Origin of the sequence: Pseudomonas sp. Q2-TVG4-2, from assembly GCF_013620795.1 — a bacterium.
Classification (GTDB): Bacteria; Pseudomonadota; Gammaproteobacteria; order Pseudomonadales; family Pseudomonadaceae; genus Stutzerimonas.
Genome location: NZ_LGLW01000006.1, coordinates 391,433 through 409,486, shown reverse-complemented (window position 1 = coordinate 409,486; position 18,054 = coordinate 391,433). Strand labels below are relative to the sequence as shown.

At 62.3% G+C, this 18,054-nt stretch carries 19 protein-coding genes; 5 read left to right on the top strand and 14 right to left on the bottom strand.

What is annotated here, in order from left to right; translation table 11 throughout:
• Positions 1–43: 43 nt before the first annotated feature.
• The 9 genes from H3028_RS15170 to H3028_RS15130 form a co-directional block, all read right to left on the bottom strand.
• Positions 44–1,201 carry a D-alanyl-D-alanine carboxypeptidase family protein gene (locus tag H3028_RS15170; RefSeq protein ID WP_181298019.1) on the bottom strand — a complete coding sequence of 386 codons (1,158 nt, stop codon included), beginning with the start codon at positions 1,199–1,201 and terminating at the stop codon, positions 44–46.
• Positions 1,202–1,278: 77 nt separating this feature from the next.
• Complete coding sequence (locus tag H3028_RS15165) at positions 1,279–2,268, bottom strand: septal ring lytic transglycosylase RlpA family protein (protein WP_181298017.1); 990 nt, start codon at positions 2,266–2,268, stop codon at positions 1,279–1,281.
• Positions 2,265–3,254, bottom strand: a complete 990-nt coding sequence (gene mltB / locus H3028_RS15160; RefSeq protein ID WP_181298160.1) for a lytic murein transglycosylase B — start codon at positions 3,252–3,254, stop codon at positions 2,265–2,267. Before mltB ends, H3028_RS15165 begins: the two co-directional genes overlap by 4 nt.
• A gap of 41 nt (positions 3,255–3,295) precedes the next feature.
• On the bottom strand, positions 3,296–4,399 hold the full coding sequence (gene rodA / locus H3028_RS15155) for a rod shape-determining protein RodA (RefSeq protein WP_181298159.1): 1,104 nt from the start codon (positions 4,397–4,399) through the stop codon (positions 3,296–3,298).
• 38 nt (positions 4,400–4,437) lie between these two features.
• On the bottom strand, positions 4,438–6,327 hold the full coding sequence (gene mrdA, locus H3028_RS15150) for a penicillin-binding protein 2 (protein ID WP_181298015.1): 1,890 nt from the start codon (positions 6,325–6,327) through the stop codon (positions 4,438–4,440).
• 16 nt (positions 6,328–6,343) lie between these two features.
• A complete protein-coding gene (rlmH, locus tag H3028_RS15145; RefSeq protein WP_181298013.1) occupies positions 6,344–6,811 on the bottom strand; it encodes a 23S rRNA (pseudouridine(1915)-N(3))-methyltransferase RlmH in 468 nt (155 codons plus the stop codon).
• A 7-nt stretch (positions 6,812–6,818) separates the two neighbouring features.
• Entirely contained in the window at positions 6,819–7,178 is a 360-nt protein-coding gene (rsfS, locus tag H3028_RS15140; protein ID WP_021209688.1) for a ribosome silencing factor, read from the bottom strand.
• 14 nt (positions 7,179–7,192) lie between these two features.
• A complete protein-coding gene (gene nadD / locus H3028_RS15135; protein ID WP_181298011.1) occupies positions 7,193–7,852 on the bottom strand; it encodes a nicotinate-nucleotide adenylyltransferase in 660 nt (219 codons plus the stop codon).
• On the bottom strand, positions 7,852–9,117 hold the full coding sequence (locus tag H3028_RS15130; RefSeq protein WP_181298158.1) for a glutamate-5-semialdehyde dehydrogenase: 1,266 nt from the start codon (positions 9,115–9,117) through the stop codon (positions 7,852–7,854). The genes nadD and H3028_RS15130 overlap by 1 nt, the downstream gene beginning before the upstream one ends.
• Positions 9,118–9,361: 244 nt before the next feature.
• On the opposite strand from H3028_RS15130, the gene H3028_RS15125 reads away from it, so the two are divergent.
• A complete protein-coding gene (locus tag H3028_RS15125; protein ID WP_181298009.1) occupies positions 9,362–10,681 on the top strand; it encodes a bifunctional DedA family/phosphatase PAP2 family protein in 1,320 nt (439 codons plus the stop codon).
• Positions 10,682–10,708: 27 nt separating this feature from the next.
• Here H3028_RS15125 and H3028_RS15120 read toward each other — a convergent pair whose 3' ends face one another.
• Genes H3028_RS15120 through H3028_RS15110 form a run of 3 tightly spaced genes read right to left on the bottom strand, consistent with a single transcriptional unit; the run spans position 10,709 to position 12,387 of the window.
• On the bottom strand, positions 10,709–11,299 hold the full coding sequence (locus tag H3028_RS15120; RefSeq protein ID WP_181298007.1) for an LON peptidase substrate-binding domain-containing protein: 591 nt from the start codon (positions 11,297–11,299) through the stop codon (positions 10,709–10,711).
• Positions 11,300–11,308: 9 nt separating this feature from the next.
• Entirely contained in the window at positions 11,309–12,028 is a 720-nt protein-coding gene (locus H3028_RS15115; protein ID WP_181298005.1) for an LrgB family protein, read from the bottom strand.
• A complete protein-coding gene (locus H3028_RS15110; protein WP_181298003.1) occupies positions 12,025–12,387 on the bottom strand; it encodes a CidA/LrgA family protein in 363 nt (120 codons plus the stop codon). The genes H3028_RS15115 and H3028_RS15110 overlap by 4 nt, the downstream gene beginning before the upstream one ends.
• A 188-nt stretch (positions 12,388–12,575) precedes the next feature.
• Between H3028_RS15110 and H3028_RS15105 the strand changes: the two genes are divergently transcribed.
• The 3 genes from H3028_RS15105 (at position 12,576) to H3028_RS15095 (ending at position 15,448) form a co-directional block, all read left to right on the top strand.
• Positions 12,576–13,031 (top strand): MaoC family dehydratase, encoded by a 456-nt coding sequence (locus H3028_RS15105; protein ID WP_181298001.1) that lies wholly within the window; start codon positions 12,576–12,578, stop codon positions 13,029–13,031.
• Positions 13,032–13,106: 75 nt separating this feature from the next.
• Positions 13,107–14,786 carry a C13 family peptidase gene (locus H3028_RS15100; protein ID WP_181297999.1) on the top strand — a complete coding sequence of 560 codons (1,680 nt, stop codon included), beginning with the start codon at positions 13,107–13,109 and terminating at the stop codon, positions 14,784–14,786.
• 20 nt (positions 14,787–14,806) lie between these two features.
• On the top strand, positions 14,807–15,448 hold the full coding sequence (locus tag H3028_RS15095) for an oxidoreductase (RefSeq protein WP_181297997.1): 642 nt from the start codon (positions 14,807–14,809) through the stop codon (positions 15,446–15,448).
• Positions 15,449–15,473: 25 nt separating this feature from the next.
• On the opposite strand, the gene orn is transcribed toward H3028_RS15095, so the two are convergent.
• Together orn and H3028_RS15085 are read right to left on the bottom strand one after the other, a co-directional pair.
• A complete protein-coding gene (gene orn / locus H3028_RS15090; protein WP_181297995.1) occupies positions 15,474–16,016 on the bottom strand; it encodes an oligoribonuclease in 543 nt (180 codons plus the stop codon).
• A 54-nt stretch (positions 16,017–16,070) separates the two neighbouring features.
• Positions 16,071–16,853 (bottom strand): class I SAM-dependent methyltransferase, encoded by a 783-nt coding sequence (locus tag H3028_RS15085; protein WP_181297993.1) that lies wholly within the window; start codon positions 16,851–16,853, stop codon positions 16,071–16,073.
• 125 nt (positions 16,854–16,978) lie between these two features.
• On the opposite strand from H3028_RS15085, the gene rsgA reads away from it, so the two are divergent.
• Entirely contained in the window at positions 16,979–18,010 is a 1,032-nt protein-coding gene (gene rsgA / locus H3028_RS15080; RefSeq protein ID WP_181297991.1) for a small ribosomal subunit biogenesis GTPase RsgA, read from the top strand.
• Positions 18,011–18,054 lie beyond the last annotated feature (44 nt).

Below are 18,054 nucleotides of genomic sequence, written 5' to 3'. Positions count from 1 at the left end.
CGCAAGCGCGCCCGGCGAATAATCAGGGCGCGCTCAAGAGATATCAGTTGAAGAGATTGAAGAAGAACAGCTGAATGCTATCCCAGAAACGGCGGAACAACCCACCCTCTTCCACGGCGTGCAGGGCGATCAGGTCTGTGCTCTGCAGCACTTGCCCGTCGAGAGTGACTTCCACCTTACCGATCACATCGCCTTGCTGGATGGGCGCCGTCAGCTCGGGATTGAAGGTCAGGCCGGCCTGCAGCTTGTCCAGTTGCCCGCGTGGGAGGGTCAGAGTCAGGTCGTTCGCCAGCCCTGCGCTGACTTTGTCCTGCTGGCCTTTCCAGACCCGCGACTGTGCTAGCTCGACACCCTTCTGGTAGAAGGTCTTGGTCTCGAAGAAGCGGAAGCCGTAGGTCAGCAATTTCTGCGTTTCGGCGGCGCGCGCCTGCTCGCTGTCAGTGCCGAACACTACGCTGATCAGGCGCATGCCGTCGCGCACTGCCGAGGCCACCAGGCAGTAGCCAGCTTCTTCGGTATGCCCTGTTTTCAGCCCATCGACGGTCTTGTCACGCCACAGCAGCAGGTTGCGGTTGGGCTGCTTGATGTTGTTCCAGAAGAATTCCTTCTGCGCGTAAATGCCGTAATGCGCCGGATCTTCATAGATGATGGCGCGAGCCAGCTTGGCCATGTCGGCTGCGGAGGAATAATGCTCCGGATGCGGGAGGCCGGTGGAGTTCATGAAATGCGTGTTGGTCATGCCCAACCGCTGGGCCGTACTGTTCATCAAGTCAGCGAAAGCTTCTTCGCTGCCGGCAATATGCTCGGCCATGGCCACGCTGGCGTCATTGCCGGACTGGATGATGATGCCATGCAGCAGATCGTCGACCGAAACCTGCGTGTTGACCTGGATGAACATCCGCGAACCGCCGGTACGCCAGGCCTTTTCGCTGACGGTGACCATGTCGCTTTCGGATATCTGGCCCTTCTGGATTTCCAGGGTGGCGATGTAAGCAGTCATCAGCTTGGTCAGACTGGCCGGCGGCAGGCGTTCATCGCCCGCATTCTCGACCAGCACCTTGCCGCTGGCCGCGTCCATCAGAACATAGGATTTCGCCGCCAGCTGCGGTGGCGACGGAATGATCGGCTCGGCCCAGGCGGCTGGCGCTACGGCCAGCACGGTGACGAGGAACAGGCGGTGCACGAAGGTGGTGATAGTCATTGCTCTCTCAGAAAGTGGTGTTGGCAAAAACAGTTGTTGGATCAGCGTCGTTTTCCATAGATGGCCCGGGCATGGCCTTAATCGCCCCGTACTCGCCGTGGATTTCCCAGATTGGCGAGGCGGACACTCTGCTCGAGCTGCGTGGCTTCATCCAGCGAGTCGATCGGCCCGAGGCGCACCCGATGCAGGATCTGATCCTGATGAACCACCGAACTGACGAATACCGGCGCGGCGGTCATGCTGCTGAGCTTGTCTCGCAACAGCTGGGCAGCGTCTGGATTGGCGAACGCACCGACTTGCAGGAATACCCCAGGCTTGGCAGTGGCCGCCTTGCCGCTATCGCCGACTTGGACCGGCACGGTTGCGCCTGCGTGCTGCGCTGGCGGCGGCGTGTATTGCTCGACCGGCTGCGCTAGCGAGTTACCGGCAGGTTTACTGGCAGCCTTCTTTGGCTGGGCCAGCAGCATCGGTGCGGGTTGACCACGCTCGGCCCACCATTGCTCGGGGTCGATACCTTCGACCTTCACCCGCGCCGTCCCGGTTTCTGCGTAACCCAGCTTTTTCGCCGCCGCGAAAGACAGATCGATGATCCGATCCGAATAGAACGGGCCGCGGTCGTTGACCCGCAGCACTACCGTCTTGCCGTTATCGATGTTGGTCACCCGAACGTAACTGGGCAGGGGCAAGGTTTTGTGTGCCGCACTCATGCCGTACAGATCGTATTTCTCGCCGTTGGCGGTCGGCTGACCATGAAATTTGGTGCCGTACCAGGACGCAGTACCGGTGGCCCGATAGTTGCGCCCATCACCGATCGGATAGTACGTCTTGCCTAATACCGTGTAGGGATTGGCCTTGAACGCCCCGTTATGTGGCGTGGGGGTCGCATCGGGAATACTGGACACATCAACGTCCCACCAGGGCGCGCCGTCCTTGTGCGGGCGGGAATACTCATCGGGGCCACTGATGCCCGCGCTCGGAGTAGGCGCTGGCGACGGTGGCGTCGGTGATGAAGAACAAGCGGTCACAAGGACAACGGCGACTGTCGTCGCCAGCAAACGAACCGTCATGGGGTCCCCCGCGCCTGGGCTAGTTGCTCGGCAAGCTGATGCACCGCCATGGCATACATGACGCTCCGGTTGTAGCGTGTAATGACATAGAAGTTCGGCAAGCCTACCCAGTATTCGTCACCGTCGGCGCCGTCCAGACGGAAGGCAGTCACGGCGGTGTCGTCCGCCATGTTCTTATCACTCTGCCATTGCCAGCCCAGTTGGCGCAGCTCGGCGGCATTCTTGACCGGCTCGAGGCCCTCGGTCAGACCATCGCTGTGCCGTTCACCCTTGACCGTCGCCCGCGCTACGACTGGCTCATCAGCCGTCCAGCCGTGCTGCTTGAAATAATTGGCGGCGCTGCCGATGGCATCGACCGGGTTCTTCCAGATATCGATACGACCATCGGCATCGAAATCCACGGCATAGGCGCGAAAGCTGCTCGGCATGAACTGCGGCAGGCCCATTGCACCGGCATAGGAACCGGTCAGTGTCAGCGGATCGACCTGCTCTTCGCGGGCCAGTAACAGGAACTCCTTGAGCTGCTGGCGGAAGAACGGCTGGCGCGGCGGATAGTCAAAGCCCAACGTTGACAACGCATCAATGACGCGATAGCTCCCGGTGTTACGACCATAAAAGGTTTCGACGCCGATGATCGCAACGATCACCTCGGCCGGCACGCCATACTCCTGCTCGGCGCGTGCAAGCGCGGCCTGGTTTTCCCGCCAGAAATCGACCCCCTGGGCCACGCGCGAATCGGTGATGAAGATCGGACGGTATTCCTTCCATGGCTTGACGCGTTCAGCCGGCCGCGAAATGGCGTCGAGAATCGCCTGTTTGCGCTCCGCCTGCGCCAGCATTTCAACCAGCTGCTCGCTGGCGAACCCATAGTCCTGGGTCATTTCGCGAACGAACTCGGCGACCTTTTCGCCCTGGTAATCCGCCGCCAAAGCCGCCGGAGCAATGCCGAACGCACCGAAAAGACCCGCCCCGCAGAGCGCTCGCATCAACCAGCCACGCCGTAATGGATTCAAAAGATTCACTCTAGTCAAACCTGTGCGATCCACTTGCGATGGGTGTGGATCGACATTAAAACCCCGAACCCTGATAGCAGGGTCACCAATGAAGTGCCACCAAAACTGATAAAGGGCAGCGGCACCCCTACGACCGGCAGCAGCCCGCTGACCATACCGATATTGATGAACACATATACGAAGAACGTCATCGTAAGCGCGCCGGCAAGCAGTTTGCCGAACAAGGTCTGCGCCTGAACCGTAATCACCAGCCCCCGCGCGATCAACAGCAGATAGACCAGCAGCAGCAGGCAGACGCCGACCAGGCCGAACTCTTCGGCCAGGACCGCAATGATAAAGTCCGTATGGCTTTCCGGCAAAAAATCCAGGTGCGACTGGGTGCCTAGCAGCCACCCCTTGCCGAATACACCGCCCGAGCCGATCGCCGCCTTTGATTGAATGATGTTCCAGCCGGTCCCTAGCGGGTCGCTTTCCGGGTCGAGGAAGGTCAGCACGCGCTGTTTCTGATAGTTGTGCAGGACGAAATACCACATGGCCACAGCAATGGGCACCAGGGCCGCGATAGCGGTCAGGATCCAGCGCCAGCGCAGCCCGGCGATGAACAACACGAACGCACCGGAAACCAACACCAGCAGCGAAGTACCCAGATCCGGTTGTTTAAGGATCAATACGAAGGGCACCACGATCAGCCCCAGGCTGATTGCCGTGTGCTTGATATTGGGCGGCAGGGCCCGTGCAGACAGATACCAGGCGATCGTCATCGGCATGATGATCTTCATGAACTCGGACGGCTGGAAGCGAATCACCCCGGGAATGTTGATCCAGCGGGTCGCTCCCATTGCCGTGTAGCCGACGAATTCCACCGCTAGCAACAGCGCGACGACCGCGAGATAGCCGAGCGGGACCCAACGCGCCATGAATCTAGGCTCCAGCTGCGCAATAACGAGCATCGCACCCAGGCCGATACCGTAGGAGGTGGCCTGCTTGATCAGCAGCGTCCAGTTTTTGCCTCCTGCCGAATAAAGAACGAACAGGCTACCGGCCGCCAATAGCAGCAGAAGCAGCAGCAAGACCCCATCAATATGCATGCGCTGCAGCAGCGTCGCCCGACGGCGCATCACATCGGTAGTCGAGAGCGTGCGGTCGAATGTCCCGCTCATGGCTTGGGTCCCTCGGCCGTCAGCTGCGGCGCATACTCGGCCTTCAGCTCGCCCGCCTCGTTGAGCAACCAGGCGTCCATGACCTGTTTGGCCACCGGGGCCGCCACACCGGAGCCGGACTCTCCGTTCTCCACCATGACCGCGACCGCGATCTGCGGGTCATGCACGGGTGCAAAGGCTACGAACAGAGCGTGGTCACGATGCCGTTCGGCGAGCTTTTCACTGTCGTATCGTTCGCCCTGCTTGATGGCCACCACCTGGGCGGTGCCGCTCTTGCCGGCAATGCGATAGAGAGACGTATCACCGACCTTCTTGGCCGTACCGCGCGCACTATGCAGTACCGCTTCCATGCCATCGATTGCGGCATCCCAATAGTCAGGGTCGCGCAGCTGGATGTCCGGCACCGGCTCGGGATCGACTGGCGACACGCCTTCTATGCTCTTCGCCAGATGCGGCCGAATCCATTCGCCGTGCGTCGCCATCAGTGCGGTCGCCTGCGCCAGCTGCAGCGGCGTGGTCTGCATGTAACCCTGCCCGATCCCTAGAATGACGGTTTCGCCCGGATACCAGGGCTGCCGGTAACGTGCCCGCTTCCACTCCCGCGACGGCATCAGGCCGGCGGTCTCTTCGAACATGTCCAGCGCCACACGTTGACCGATGCCGAAACGGGTCATGTACTCGTGCATCCGGTCGATGCCCATCTTGTGGGCCAGATCGTAAAAGTAGGTGTCGTTGGAACGTAGAATCGCCGTTTCCAGGTCCACCCACCCATCGCCACCGCGGTTCCAGTTTCGGTACTTGTGCTTCACATTCGGAAGCTGGAAGAAACCGGGATCAAATACCTTACTGTCTTCGGTTACGACACCCGTGTCGAGGCCGGCCACCGCCATCATCGGTTTGATGGTCGACCCAGGCGGGTACAAACCGCGCAGCACGCGGTTGAATAGCGGCTGATCGATCGAGTCGCGCAGCTCACCATATGCCTTGAAGCTGATTCCGGTGACGAACAGATTGGGATCGAAGCTCGGCTGACTGACCATCGCCAGCACCTCGCCAGTAGCAGGCTGCAATGCCACTATCGCTCCCCGGCGTCCCGCCAACGCGGCCTCGGCCGCCTCCTGCAACTCCAGATCGAGCGTCAGAGTGATGTCCTTGCCTGGAATCGGATCGGTGCGTTTGAGCACTCGCAACACCCGGCCGCGAGCGTTGGTTTCGACTTCCTCGTAACCGACCTGGCCATGCAAGGCGTCCTCATAGAACCGCTCGATGCCGGTCTTGCCGATGTGGTGGGTGCCGCTGTAGTTGACCGGGTCGAGCTGCTTGACTTCCGCCTCGTTGATCCGGCCGACGTAGCCGACCGAATGCGCGAAGTGCTCGCCCTGCGGGTAATGCCGGACCAGCTGCGCGGCAACCTCGACGCCTGGCAGACGGAACTGATCCACGGCGATGCGAGCAATCTGCTCCTCGGACAGTTCGTACATGATCGGCACCGGCTCGAACGGCCGCCGCCCCTGCAGCACGCGCTTCTCGAACAGCTCACGCTCCTCGTTGGATAGCTCCAGCACCTCGACCACGGTATCCAATGTCTTGCGCCAATCTTCGGCGCGCTCACGAGTCACCGTCAGGCTGAAGCTAGGGCGGTTATCCGCGATGATCTTGCCGGTCCGATCAAAGATCAGCCCCCGATTGGGCGGAATCGGCTGGACATGGACGCGGTTGTTTTCAGAAAGGGTGGAATGGTGCTGGTACTGCACGACCTGCAGGTAATACAGGCGCGCAATCAACACGCCGATCAGCAGCAACACCATTGCACCGCCCACAAGCACGCGCTGACGCACCAGACGGGCGTCCTTTTCATGGTCCTTGAGGGGAATCGGCTGGGACATCTTGGGCTTGGCTGTACTACTTGTGGTAAGGGTGACCCGACAGCAACGTCCAGGCGCGATAGATCTGCTCGCCGATGAGAATGCGCACCAGCGGATGTGGCAGGGTCAGCGGCGACAGTGACCAGCGTTGTTCACTACGCGCACAGACCTCGGGCGCCAACCCCTCCGGCCCGCCAACCATCAGGTTGACGTTGCGCGCATCCAGCCGCCAGCGCTCCAGTTCGGTCGCCAATTGCTCGGTGCTCCACGGGCGACCCGTCACTTCCAGGGTGACGATCCGCTCGCCGGGCTGCACCTTCGCCAGCATGGCCTCGCCTTCCTGGCGAATCAACCGCGTCACGTCGGCATTCTTGCCGCGCGTGTTAAGCGATATTTCATGCAACTCCAGCGGCAGCTCGGACGGCAGGCGCTTGGCATATTCATGCCAACCATCTTCGACCCAACGCGGCATCTTCGAGCCCACCGCGATCAGCTTGATCCGCATGGATCGATTATTCCTGCTCGCCTGCGTGCTGCGCGCGGCTCTGCTCGGCGCCTTGCCAGAGACGTTCGAGGTCATAGAACTGGCGAGTCGGCACCTGCATGACATGCACCACCACATCCCCCAGGTCGAGCAACGCCCACTCGCCGCCGTCCAGGCCTTCGCTGCCAAGCGGGCGCACGCCCTGCTCCTTGACCTTCTCAAGCACGTTGTCGGCCAGTGACTTCACGTGGCGGCTGGAGGTGCCGCTGGCGATCACCATGAAATCGGTGACGCTGGTCTTGCCGCGGACATCGATGGTGGTGATGTCGGCGCCTTTCAGATCTTCCAGGGCGCTAACGGCCAGCTGGACCAAAGAATCATTTTGCATAACTTGAAACAACCTCAGTTCGACGCCCGGTAGAGTCCGTGCGCGTTGATATAAGCCAGTACGGCGTCGGGTACGAGAAAACGGACCGACCGGCCGCTGGCCAGAAATTGACGAATTCGTGTTGCCGACACCCCAAGAGGCGCCTGCCAGACGAAGGCGATTTGCCCGCTGCTGCCGGCAAGCGCCAGCGGGTCGCTCACGCTGCGTGCCGCCAACAGGTCCCGCAGCGCTTCCGGCGCCTCACTGTCGGCATCCGGCCGCTGCATGATGAGAATATGACAATGATCGAGCAGCTCTTCCCAGCGGTGCCAGCTGGGCAGCCCGCAAAAGGCGTCCCAACCGACGATGAGAAAGATCTGGTCGTCGTGTTCCAGCTCGTCACGCAGCGACTCCAGCGTGTCGAGGGTGTACGACGGTTTGTCGCGTTCCAGCTCGCGCGCATCGACCGCCAGCATCGGCAGATCCTCCACCGCCAGCCGAACCATGGCCAGACGGTCCTGCGCGGAGCTGTTCGGCGTCTCACGGTGTGGCGGGCGGAAATTCGGAACCAGGCGAACCTCATCGAGGCCGAGCGTTTCGGCCACTTCGAGTGCCCCTCGCAGGTGCCCGATATGCACCGGATCGAAGGTGCCACCGAGAACACCGATGCGCCGTGGCGTACGAGTAGCGCTCATCAAGTACGCACGTGGCCGTCGCCGAAGACTACATACTTCTCGCTGGTCAGCCCTTCCAGCCCAACCGGGCCTCGTGCATGCAGCTTATCGGTGGAAATGCCGATTTCTGCACCCAGGCCGTACTCGAATCCGTCCGCGAATCGCGTGGAGGCATTGACCATTACCGATGCCGAATCGACCTCGGTGATGAAACGTCGCGCATCTGTGAAGTTTTCCGTGACGATCGCATCGGTGTGCTGCGAACCGTAGCGGTTGATGTGTTCAATGGCGTCGCTCAGCGAGTCAACCATTCGAATCGACAGAATCGGGGCGTTGTACTCGGTGGACCAATCCTCTTCGCTGGCGGCTAGCACTTCTTTGCCCAGTAACTCGCAGGTTCGCGCGCAGCCACGCAGTTCAACCCCCTTGTCGCGATAGATCGCAGCCAGCCGCGGCATGACACGCTCAGCGATGGACGCGTGCACCAGCAGCGTTTCCATGGTGTTGCAGGGCGCGTAGCGCTGGGTCTTGGCGTTGTCGGCGATGCGAATGGCCTTGCCGACATCAGCAGCCTGATCGATGAACACGTGGCAGATGCCGTCCAGATGTTTGATCACCGGCACCTTGGCATCGCGGCTGATACGTTCGATCAGACCCTTGCCACCGCGCGGCACGATGACATCGACATATTCTGGCATGGTGATCAGCGCACCGACGGCAGCACGATCAGTGGTCTCGACGACCTGCACCGCTGCCCCCGGCAGCTCGGCCTCGGCCAGCCCTAGTTGGATGCAGCGGGCAATCGCCTGGTTCGAATGAATCGCTTCCGAGCCGCCACGCAGAATGGTGGCGTTGCCCGATTTCAGGCAGAGGCTGGCCGCGTCGATGGTTACGTTCGGCCGCGACTCATAGATGATGCCGACTACACCCAGCGGCACACGCATCTTGCCGACCTGAATGCCCGACGGCAGGTAGCGCATGTCACGAATTTCGCCGATTGGATCGGGCAGGCTCGCGACCTGACGCAATCCTTCGATCATGTCGTCGATGCGCGCAGCGGTCAACGCCAGACGATCGAGCATGGCCTCATCCAGGCCATTCGCGCGACCCGCCGCGAGGTCTTGCTGGTTGGCACTGACCAGCTCCTCGCGCGCGGCATCGAGCGCGGCAGCAGCGGCGTGCAGCGCCCGGTTCTTCTGCGCGGTGGTGGCACGCGCAAGCACGCGCGACGCCTCGCGCGCGGCGCGACCGAGGCGGGTCATGTAGTCAAGTACGGACTCGGTCATGGTCTGGCTGGCCTGACTGAAGGGAAAGCGGCTGATTATAGCCACCCGCGCGCCTTACGCACAGCGGCGCCGGGCGAATGGCTGTAAAGCGCCGGCCCCTGATGTGCAACCGCCCCGGCCATATGGCCTGACGAGCCCGTACTGAAGCCATCGTCAGCTGCCGATGGCATTGGCATTATCAGCGCAGAGTTGAAACCGAGGCACCCAGTGCCAGGTCGAAACCGTCTCGATTCAAGGAAAACCCATGCCCGAATGGCTCACCGCACTCACCAGTTGGCTCGCTGAAAACCCCCAGTGGCTGGGCCTCAGCCTGTTCTTGGTGGCTTGTCTGGAATGCCTGGCGGTGGTCGGCCTACTGATGCCCGGCACCGTCCTGGTGTTCGCCATCGCCGTGCTCGCCGGCAGCGGCGTGCTGAGTCTCGGCGAAACATTACTGCTGGGCTACGCCGGCGGCCTGCTAGGCGATCTACTGTCATACGGGCTGGGGCGACGCTATCACCAGAACATTCGCAGCATGCGGGGCTTGCGCGACCACCCGGAATGGCTGGCGCGGGCCGAGCTGTACTTCGAGCGCTACGGCATCGCCAGCCTCCTCGTGGGCCGTTTCATCGGACCGCTGCGGCCCATGCTGCCACTCACCGCCGGCATGCTCGATATGCCGTTCGGGCGTTTTTTCCTGGTCAGCCTGATCGCCGCGGCCGGCTGGGCGATGGCCTATCTGCTGCCGGGCTGGACCGCTGGCGCTGCCGTACGACTACCGCTGCCGGATGGATTCTGGGCGGAGGCCGGGCTCATCCTCGGCGCACTGCTGATACTTATTGGCGGCGTGGTGCACAGTAGCCTGCATCAGATGCGCTGGGTCACGCCGCTGGCCGCCGGCCTCAGCGCCGCCATTCTGATCGGCTTGTTCCTCGGCTGGCCTTATCTTGTGGAATTCGACGAAGGCCTGATGACTGTCGTCCAAGGCGAACGTAGCCCGATATTCGACCGTTTCATGGTGGTGGTCACACGCGCCGGCGACTTCCACACGCAGCTATGGGCCGCGGTACTGTTGAGCCTGCTATTAATCGCGGTGAAACAGGCGCGCGCGGCCGCTTTTGCCATCTTCACGCTACTGGGCACAGCACTGGCCAATGGTGCGCTGAAAGCAACGTTCGGAAGGGTCCGCCCGGAAATACTTGTCGACCCCTTGCACAGCTTCAGTTTCCCCAGCGGTCACAGTTCGGCGGCGTTCGCTTTCTTTCTCACGCTCGGGGTACTTGCAGGGCGTGGCCAGCCACCGCGCTTGCGCCTGGCCTGGGTGCTGTTGGCTGGGCTGCCGGCGACCGCCATCGCCCTGTCACGGGTTTATCTGGGCGTGCACTGGCCTACCGATGTGATCGCCGGCGCCTTGCTGGCCGCCACCATTTGCGCCGTGAGCCTGACCATCGTGCAGTGGCGCACACCGATGGAAGCGCTCTCGCCCCGGATATGGTGGCTGATTCTGCCCGCGACCCTGGGGCTGATCGGAGCGTTTGCGGTCTGGGCACTACCGGGCGCCATGCTGCTGTATCGCTATCAGTAACCGCACGGCGACAGTATCCAGGCAGCGCTAGTCGATGGCATCACCCTGCAATTGCTCCAGCCAACGCTGGATGCGCTGGAGCTGCTGTTGCGGATCGTCCAACTGCAGCAACTCAACCTTTTGCTCCGGCTGAAAGGGCAACAGATAAGCCAGCTGATGCGCCAGCGAACGCTGCCCCTGCGCCCCGCCGCCCATGCCCAGGGTTTCGACCATCGGGTGCTGACCCAGGGCCTCGAGGAGAATCGCCAGGTCCGCGTAGTCGTCACCCAGCGGTCGATCATCACCCTCATCGCGCCAATTGACCTCCGCGACCGTCAGCTGATCGCGTTGCACCTCGGCCGAGAGCACATCGAAGCGCCGCCCGCCCTCGACGCGGATGCCCAGCAAACCATTGGGGCGCTGCTGCCAATCGCGGATCAGCGCCTCGCAACCGACCGGGGCATATTCGCTTGCCGCCAGCCCCACCTCGCTGCCTTCGACAATGCGCACCACACCAAAGCCATGCCCCGCCTTCATGCAGCTGCTGACCATATCGAGATAGCGCGCCTCGAAAATCTGCAGATCGAGTGTGCAACCGGGAAACAACACGGTATCGAGCGGAAACAACGGCAGTTTCATTCAAGCTCCTTACGACAACAGCAACACGGCCAGCGGCAGCAGCACCGCTGTCATCACACCCATCAGACTCATCGCCAGCGCCGCGAAAGCACCGCACTCGTCGCCTTCCTGCAGGGCCTGCGCGGTCCCCACAGCATGCGCGGTCAGGCCCAGCGCCATGCCGCGGGCAGCAGGATGCAGAACGCCAAAGCGGCGCAACAGTTCCGGACCGACGATCGCGCCGATGATGCCGGTAATCATCACGAAAACGGCCGCCAGCGCCACCACGCCGCCAATCTGCTCAGCTACCAGCATGGCGATCGGCGAGGTCACCGACTTGGGCGCCAGAGTCATCAGAATCATCTGGTCGGCCCCGAAGACCCAGGCGAGCGCCATTCCCAGGGCCGTGGCGCCGGTACCGGCCAGCAGCAAGGTGAGCATGATCGGTCCGAACAACTCGCGAATGCGCCGCAGATTGAGATACAGGGGCACCGCTAGCGCCACGGTGGCAGGCCCGAGCAGCACGGTGAGCATCTGCGCGCTGCCGCGGTATTCATCATAGCTGAGCCCGCAGACCAGCAACGTACCGACAACCATGAGCATCGATACCAGCACCGGTTGCAGGAACACCCAGCGGGTCTTTTCATAGGCGGCATAAGCCAACTGAAAAGCAGCCAGGGTGATCGTCACGCCAAACAGCGGATGGTGGATCACCGAGTCCCAGGCCGCCTGCCACTGCACCGCAATCATGCGCGACCCGCCCTGCGCTGCTGGCGGCGAATCAATAGCTGCATCAGCCAACCGGTGAATATCAGCGACACCACCAGCGAAAGCACCAATACCCCAACGATGGCCCAAAAGTCATCGAGGATCGCTTCGGTATAGGCCATCACGCCCACTGCTGGCGGGACCAACAACAGGGGCAGATAGCGCAGCAGACTCCTAGCCGCCAACTGCAGCGATTCGCTGGCCTGGCCGCGCGCCAACAACGCCACGAACAGCAGCAGAAGGCCAATGATCGGGCCTGGCAGTATCGGCAGCAGTATCACGTTGAGCACGGTGCCGAGCAGTTGGAACAGCATCAGCCAGGTTAACCCGCGTAGCAGCATGGAAGCCTCCGAAGCAAAAGAAGCACGATTATAGGCCTCAGCCCTCGCTGAAACCCGCGACAAACGCCGGCCCAGCCTATGCCCCACCATTCGCGGCGACCATGCTTGGTTGTTTCGCCGCCTGTCGCGTGCTGATCTAACCGTCCGCAGTTGTATCCGAACAAAACAACAAATGCCCGGAGGGATATATGCCGCAAGTACCCGTTGCAGAACTCAAGGACTATATTGGCAAGGAGCTTGGTCGCTCCGAATGGTTCACCGTCGATCAACAGCGAGTCGACCAATTCGCCGATTGCACCGGCGACCATCAGTTCATTCACATCGATCCGGAAAAGGCAGCGCAGACGCCCTTCGGCGGGACCATCGCCCATGGCTTCCTATCGTTGTCGCTGCTGCCGATGTTGATGGAGCATCTGATGGTCAGGCCCGAAGGCACCAAGATGGGCGTCAACTACGGGCTCGACAGCCTGCGTTTCATCCAGCCCGTCAGGGTCGGCTCGCGGGTTCGCGTGGCCGCGACACTGCTCGACGCTTACGAGAAAAACCCGGGGCAATGGCTGCTCAAATCACGTGCCGTGATGGAAATCGAGGGCGTGGAGAAGCCCGCCTATGTCGCCGAAACCCTGGCGCTCTGCGTCATCTGAGCCGACGGGGTGCGGCGTTGTCGCACCCCGTCGGGTTTGCGGCATACTGCGGTCATCGCATTTCTGGATCGCCGCATGCGCCACCTCGCCCCGTTCTTGTTCATTTGCCTCCTGACCGCCTGCGGTGAGGGCAAGCCGCTGCTTCCCGCCGACGCCGTGCTGCCGGACGGCGGACGCTACCGCGGCGAGGTCGTCGATGGATTGCTACAGGGCGAAGGGCGTATCGACTACCCGAATGGCAGCCATTATCGCGGCTCGTTCAAAGATGGGCAGTGGCACGGCCAGGGCATCTGGCAGGGTGCCAACGGCGATCACTACGAAGGCGAAGTCAAACAGGGGCTGTTCGACGGCCAAGGCCGTTTCACCTATGCCACGGGCGGCGTCTACGAGGGGCGCTTCCTGCGTGGCAGCCTCAACGGCAAGGGCCGCTATACCGAGCAGGGCCTGAGCTACGAAGGCGAATTCCAGCACGATCTCTACCATGGCACCGGCACGTTGCAGCACGCCGACGGCACCACCTATCAGGGCAGCTTCGTCGATGGCCAGCCCGACGGCGAAGGCACCCGCAGCGATGCCAGCGGCGAGTTTAGCGGCACCTTCGTCAAAGGCCGCCTGAACGGCGAAGGCGTTTATCGGGGCAGTGACGGCGCACACTACCTGGGTCAGTTCCACGACGACCTGTTCCATGGTCCGGGCCGCTATGAAGACGCCACTGGCGAAGTCTGGAAGGGCACGTTCAGACACGGCGAACTGAGCGGCGAGGGCGAGTATGAGGGCGTCGATGGCACCCGCTATAGCGGAGGGTTCAGGCGCTGGCAGTATCACGGCGAGGGTGACCTGCTGCAGCCGGGCGGCAGCCGTTACAAGGGCCGTTTCCGAGCGGGCCGGTTCGACGGAGCGGGCACGCTCACTCTCGCTGACAGCACGACACAGACCGGTATTTGGCGTGCCGGTCGCCTGAGCCATGACGCCACCGGCAAGCGTCTGCCGGATCCGCTGGAGATCGGCCTGCTGCGCCAGGGGAAGCTGCTCACCGAGGCGCTCGAGGCAGTGCCGGCATCGACCCCGGCGGCGGAGCTCTACAGCCTGACCCTCGCCGGAGACGGGCAGCAGAGCGTATTCCTGCGCGAGGTGGGTTATGTCGACAAGCTATTAGCGGAGCGCTTCGCCGCCCATGGTCAGATTACCCTGATCAACCACCGCGACCACCTCGCCGATCGGCCGCTGGCGACCCGCGAAAATCTCTCCCGCGCCATACACACACTATCCGAGCGCAGCGGTGCAGAAGACCTGATCTTCATCTATCTAACCAGTCACGGCTCGGCCGATCATAAGCTGGTACTGGCACAACCGCGGCTGGCGCTGGAGGACCTGCCCGCAGCTGATCTGGCGGCGTTGCTGCAGCCGCTCGCCGGACGCGACAAGGTGGTGGTGATCTCCGCCTGCTATTCCGGCGGTTTCATCGAACCGCTGAAAAGCCCAAATACCTTGGTAATTACAGCTGCTCGCGCCGACCGGGTGTCCTTCGGCTGCTCCGAGGAAAGCGACTTCACCTACTTCGGCCGCGCGCTGTTCGCCGAGGCCTTGCAGCAAACCAGGGATATTGTGGAGGCCTTCACGCTGGCGCAGGAGAGAGTTGCCGAACGAGAGCAAGCCGACCACTATCAGGCTTCGGAGCCGCAGATCTGGGCGCCGGAGCAGGTTGTCGAACACTGGCGTGCGCTGAACGAACAAGAGCCCACGCCGACCGACTGATCGTTACAGGAAGCCAAACCATGTATTTGACGCCACAGCGCATTTTGCTTGCCGGCGCCACCGGGCTAACCGGCGAGCATCTACTCGACCGCCTGCTCAACGAACCCACAGTGGAGTGCGTCCTGACGCCCAGCCGCAAGCCCTTGGCCGAGCACCCGCGGCTTGAAAACCCAGTCGGACCGCTGCAGGCGCTGCTGCCGCAGTTGTCGGGTGACATCGACACCGCCTTTTGCTGCCTGGGCAGCACCATCAAGGAAGCAGGCAGCCAGGAAGCCTTCCGTGCGGTCGATCATGATCTGGTCGTCGAGTTCGCCAGACGCGCACGCGAACTGGACGTGCGGCATCTACTGGTAATCAGCGCCTTGGGCGCCAACCCGGACAGCTCGATCTTCTACTGTCGGGTCAAGGGTGAGATGGAAGAGGCTCTGCGCGCCCAGGACTGGCCGCAACTGACTATTGCACGCCCATCGCAGCTGCTCGGTCCGCGCATGGAGGTGCGGCCAGTCGAGCGGCTGACCGCGCCACTGTCCTATCTGCTGCCCGGCAAATACCGCGGCATCCCTGCCTGCACCCTCGCTCGCGCGCTCTGGCGCCTGGCGCTGGAGGAAGGCGACGGTACGCGGGTGGTCGAATCCGACGAGCTGCGGAAGTTGGGGCGGTAAGCAGCTGCAAGCGTGTGGCTGTCGTTCAAAACTTGATGAAGTGCTCGCGATAGTGGCGCAGTTCGGCGATCGATTCGCGAATGTCATCCAGCGCCAGATGCGTGCCGCCCTTCTTGAAGCTGGCCAGCACCTCCGGCGCCCAACGCGCGGCCAGCTCCTTGAGGGTCGAGACATCCAGGTTGCGGTAGTGAAAATGCGCCTCCAGGCGCGGCATGCGACGGTACAGGAAGCGCCGATCCTGGCAGATGCTATTGCCGCAGATCGGTGACTTGCCCTTGGGTACCCACTGCTCGAGAAACGCCAGCGTCTGAGCTTCGGCCTCCTCGGTGGAGATCCGGCTGTCACGCACCCGCTGAGTCAGTCCCGAGCCGCCATGCTGGCGGGTATTCCACTCATCCATGCCGGCGAGAATTTCGGCGCTCTGATGGACCGCAATGACCGGCCCCTCGGCCAGAACGTTGAGCTGGCTGTCGGTGACAATAGTCGCCATCTCGATGATGACGTCGTTGTCCGGATCCAGCCCGGTCATTTCCAGGTCGATCCAGATCAGGTTCTGCGGGTTCTGCATGGTGAGCTCCTTGGCTATGGCGCGCAGTTTAGCCGCTCGCAGGGCGGCCGTCAGTTACGCATCGGCCCCGGGTCGCCAGATCAGTAGGCGCGAGTGACGCCAATCATCGACAGGTAGGACTTCTTGCGCCTCAACGCCCGGCACTTCGAAGCTGTTGCTGATCAGCAGCGCGCCCGGCCGCATCTCTTCACACGCCTTCACCCACAAGGCCGGCATGGGTGCAGGAGAAAGGAAGCAGTAGATCACATCGTACTTACCTAACGGCTCGCGCCAGAAGCTACGAAAGCGCACCCGACAGTTGCGCTGGAACAGGCAGCGCAACCAGCACAGCACGAAGGTCAGCGGCGCGGTCTCAATGCCAACGAAATGCCCGTTCGGAAAGGCCCGCGCCAGCCGCAGCAGGGTGCCGCCGAGGCCGCTTCCCAGGTCGATAAAGCGAAAGCTATCCGGCAGTTGCGCCAACCGTAAAATCAGTCGCTGCTCAGTCGCGGTACCGGTCAGATACAGCGGCACCCGTTCGATCAGCGCGTTCCAGTTCAACAACAACAGCACAATGAAGCCAACCAGCAACAGCCAGGGCGGCAAAGAATGCCCCTGCAGCAGCACCAGCCCTGGCACGAAGCCGAGATTGATCGGTAGCCACCAGCGCGACAGTCCGGATAGTTGTCCGATCAGCGCGGCGAGCGATCCCTGCAGCCAGGCCGCGTTCAGCAGACTGACATGCCAACCCAGCAACCGCGCCAGAACCAGCAGCAACAGCCAGCTGACAAGCAGTGACGACAACTGGCTGAACAACGCCAGCAAAGCGGGATATCGCGCAACAGATAAAGCTGGCATGGGCGCTCGCTGCAGCAAGAACGGAAGCGAAGTCTAACCGTCGGGCAGCAGCCCATACAGGGCCGTAGCTGCGCTTGGCGGCATGCTAGACTCGGCTACTTTTCCAGCCTGGGCACCGCACGCAAATGGCCAAACGCCACCTCAACCGCCGACAAAACTGGCGCATCGAGAAGATCCAGGAAGAGCGCGCCTCGCGCGCAGCACGGCGAGAATCACGCACCATCGAAGAGCTCGAGGGCGGCGATCTCGGTCCGGAGCAGACCGGCCTGGTAATCGCCCACTTCGGGGTGCAGGTTGAAGTAGAGGCCCAGGAGGGTGAGCACCGCGGGCAGGTTTTCCGCTGCCACCTGCGCGCCAACCTGCCAGCCTTGGTCACCGGCGATCGGGTGGTCTGGCGCCCAGGCAATCAGGGCATCGGCGTGATCGTCGCGCAGCTGCCGCGGCAAACCGAACTGTGCCGCCCCGACACTCGCGGCCAGCTCAAACCGGTGGCCGCCAACGTCGACCTGATCGTCATCGTCTTCGCTCCCTTGCCGGAACCCCACGCCAACCTCATCGACCGCTACCTAATCGCCGCCGAGCACGCTGGTATTACGCCGCTGCTGCTGTTGAACAAGGCGGATCTGATCGATGCACAGAACGAAGGCGCCCTCAATGCATTGCTGGGGGTGTACCGGACGCTGGGCTATCCGCTGATGGAGGTTTCCGCCCATGGCGGCGCAGGCATGGACGCGCTGAAGGCACGGCTCGACGGGCACGTCAGCGTGTTTGTCGGCCAGTCAGGGGTAGGCAAGTCGTCTCTGGTGAACAGCCTGTTACCCGGCGTCGATACCCGTGTCGGGGCTTTGTCGGAAATGACCGGCAAGGGCACACATACCACTACCACCGCACGACTGTTCCACTTTCCCGGCGGCGGCGAGCTAATCGATTCTCCGGGCATTCGCGAGTTCGGCCTGGGGCACGTCAGTCGCGCCGATGTGGAAGCCGGCTTCATCGAGTTCCAGGAACTGTTGGGGCATTGCCGCTTCCGCGACTGCAAGCACGACCGCGAGCCGGGCTGCGCCCTGCTGAAGGCGCTGGAGCAGGGGGAGATCCAGCCGCAGCGCATGGCCAGCTACCGGCATATCATCAGCAGCCTGCCGGAAGCCGACTACTAAGTAGTTAGCAGGCAGGCTCCGCGCAACCGGAGGCAAAGCCTCTG

Bases quoted from the DNA above. Each gene is read 5' to 3' on its own strand.
- H3028_RS15115 (WP_181298005.1), bottom strand. From the start codon at position 12,028: ATGATTGCGGTGCAGTGGCAGGCGGCCTGGGACTCGGTGATCCACCAT.
- rsfS (WP_021209688.1), bottom strand. From the start codon at position 7,178: ATGCAAAATGATTCTTTGGTCCAGCTGGCCGTTAGCGCCCTGGAAGAT.
- rodA (WP_181298159.1), bottom strand. From the start codon at position 4,399: ATGCGCCGTCGGGCGACGCTGCTGCAGCGCATGCATATTGATGGGGTC.
- H3028_RS15105 (WP_181298001.1), top strand. From the start codon at position 12,576: ATGCCGCAAGTACCCGTTGCAGAACTCAAGGACTATATTGGCAAGGAG.
- H3028_RS15095 (WP_181297997.1), top strand. From the start codon at position 14,807: ATGTATTTGACGCCACAGCGCATTTTGCTTGCCGGCGCCACCGGGCTA.
- rsgA (WP_181297991.1), top strand. From the start codon at position 16,979: ATGGCCAAACGCCACCTCAACCGCCGACAAAACTGGCGCATCGAGAAG.
- H3028_RS15120 (WP_181298007.1), bottom strand. From the start codon at position 11,299: ATGAAACTGCCGTTGTTTCCGCTCGATACCGTGTTGTTTCCCGGTTGC.
- H3028_RS15100 (WP_181297999.1), top strand. From the start codon at position 13,107: ATGCGCCACCTCGCCCCGTTCTTGTTCATTTGCCTCCTGACCGCCTGC.
- H3028_RS15125 (WP_181298009.1), top strand. From the start codon at position 9,362: ATGCCCGAATGGCTCACCGCACTCACCAGTTGGCTCGCTGAAAACCCC.
- H3028_RS15110 (WP_181298003.1), bottom strand. From the start codon at position 12,387: ATGCTGCTACGCGGGTTAACCTGGCTGATGCTGTTCCAACTGCTCGGC.
- H3028_RS15085 (WP_181297993.1), bottom strand. From the start codon at position 16,853: ATGCCAGCTTTATCTGTTGCGCGATATCCCGCTTTGCTGGCGTTGTTC.
- mltB (WP_181298160.1), bottom strand. From the start codon at position 3,254: ATGCGAGCGCTCTGCGGGGCGGGTCTTTTCGGTGCGTTCGGCATTGCT.
- orn (WP_181297995.1), bottom strand. From the start codon at position 16,016: ATGCAGAACCCGCAGAACCTGATCTGGATCGACCTGGAAATGACCGGG.
- H3028_RS15170 (WP_181298019.1), bottom strand. From the start codon at position 1,201: ATGACTATCACCACCTTCGTGCACCGCCTGTTCCTCGTCACCGTGCTG.
- H3028_RS15130 (WP_181298158.1), bottom strand. From the start codon at position 9,117: ATGACCGAGTCCGTACTTGACTACATGACCCGCCTCGGTCGCGCCGCG.
- mrdA (WP_181298015.1), bottom strand. From the start codon at position 6,327: ATGTCCCAGCCGATTCCCCTCAAGGACCATGAAAAGGACGCCCGTCTG.
- H3028_RS15165 (WP_181298017.1), bottom strand. From the start codon at position 2,268: ATGACGGTTCGTTTGCTGGCGACGACAGTCGCCGTTGTCCTTGTGACC.
- rlmH (WP_181298013.1), bottom strand. From the start codon at position 6,811: ATGCGGATCAAGCTGATCGCGGTGGGCTCGAAGATGCCGCGTTGGGTC.
- nadD (WP_181298011.1), bottom strand. From the start codon at position 7,852: ATGAGCGCTACTCGTACGCCACGGCGCATCGGTGTTCTCGGTGGCACC.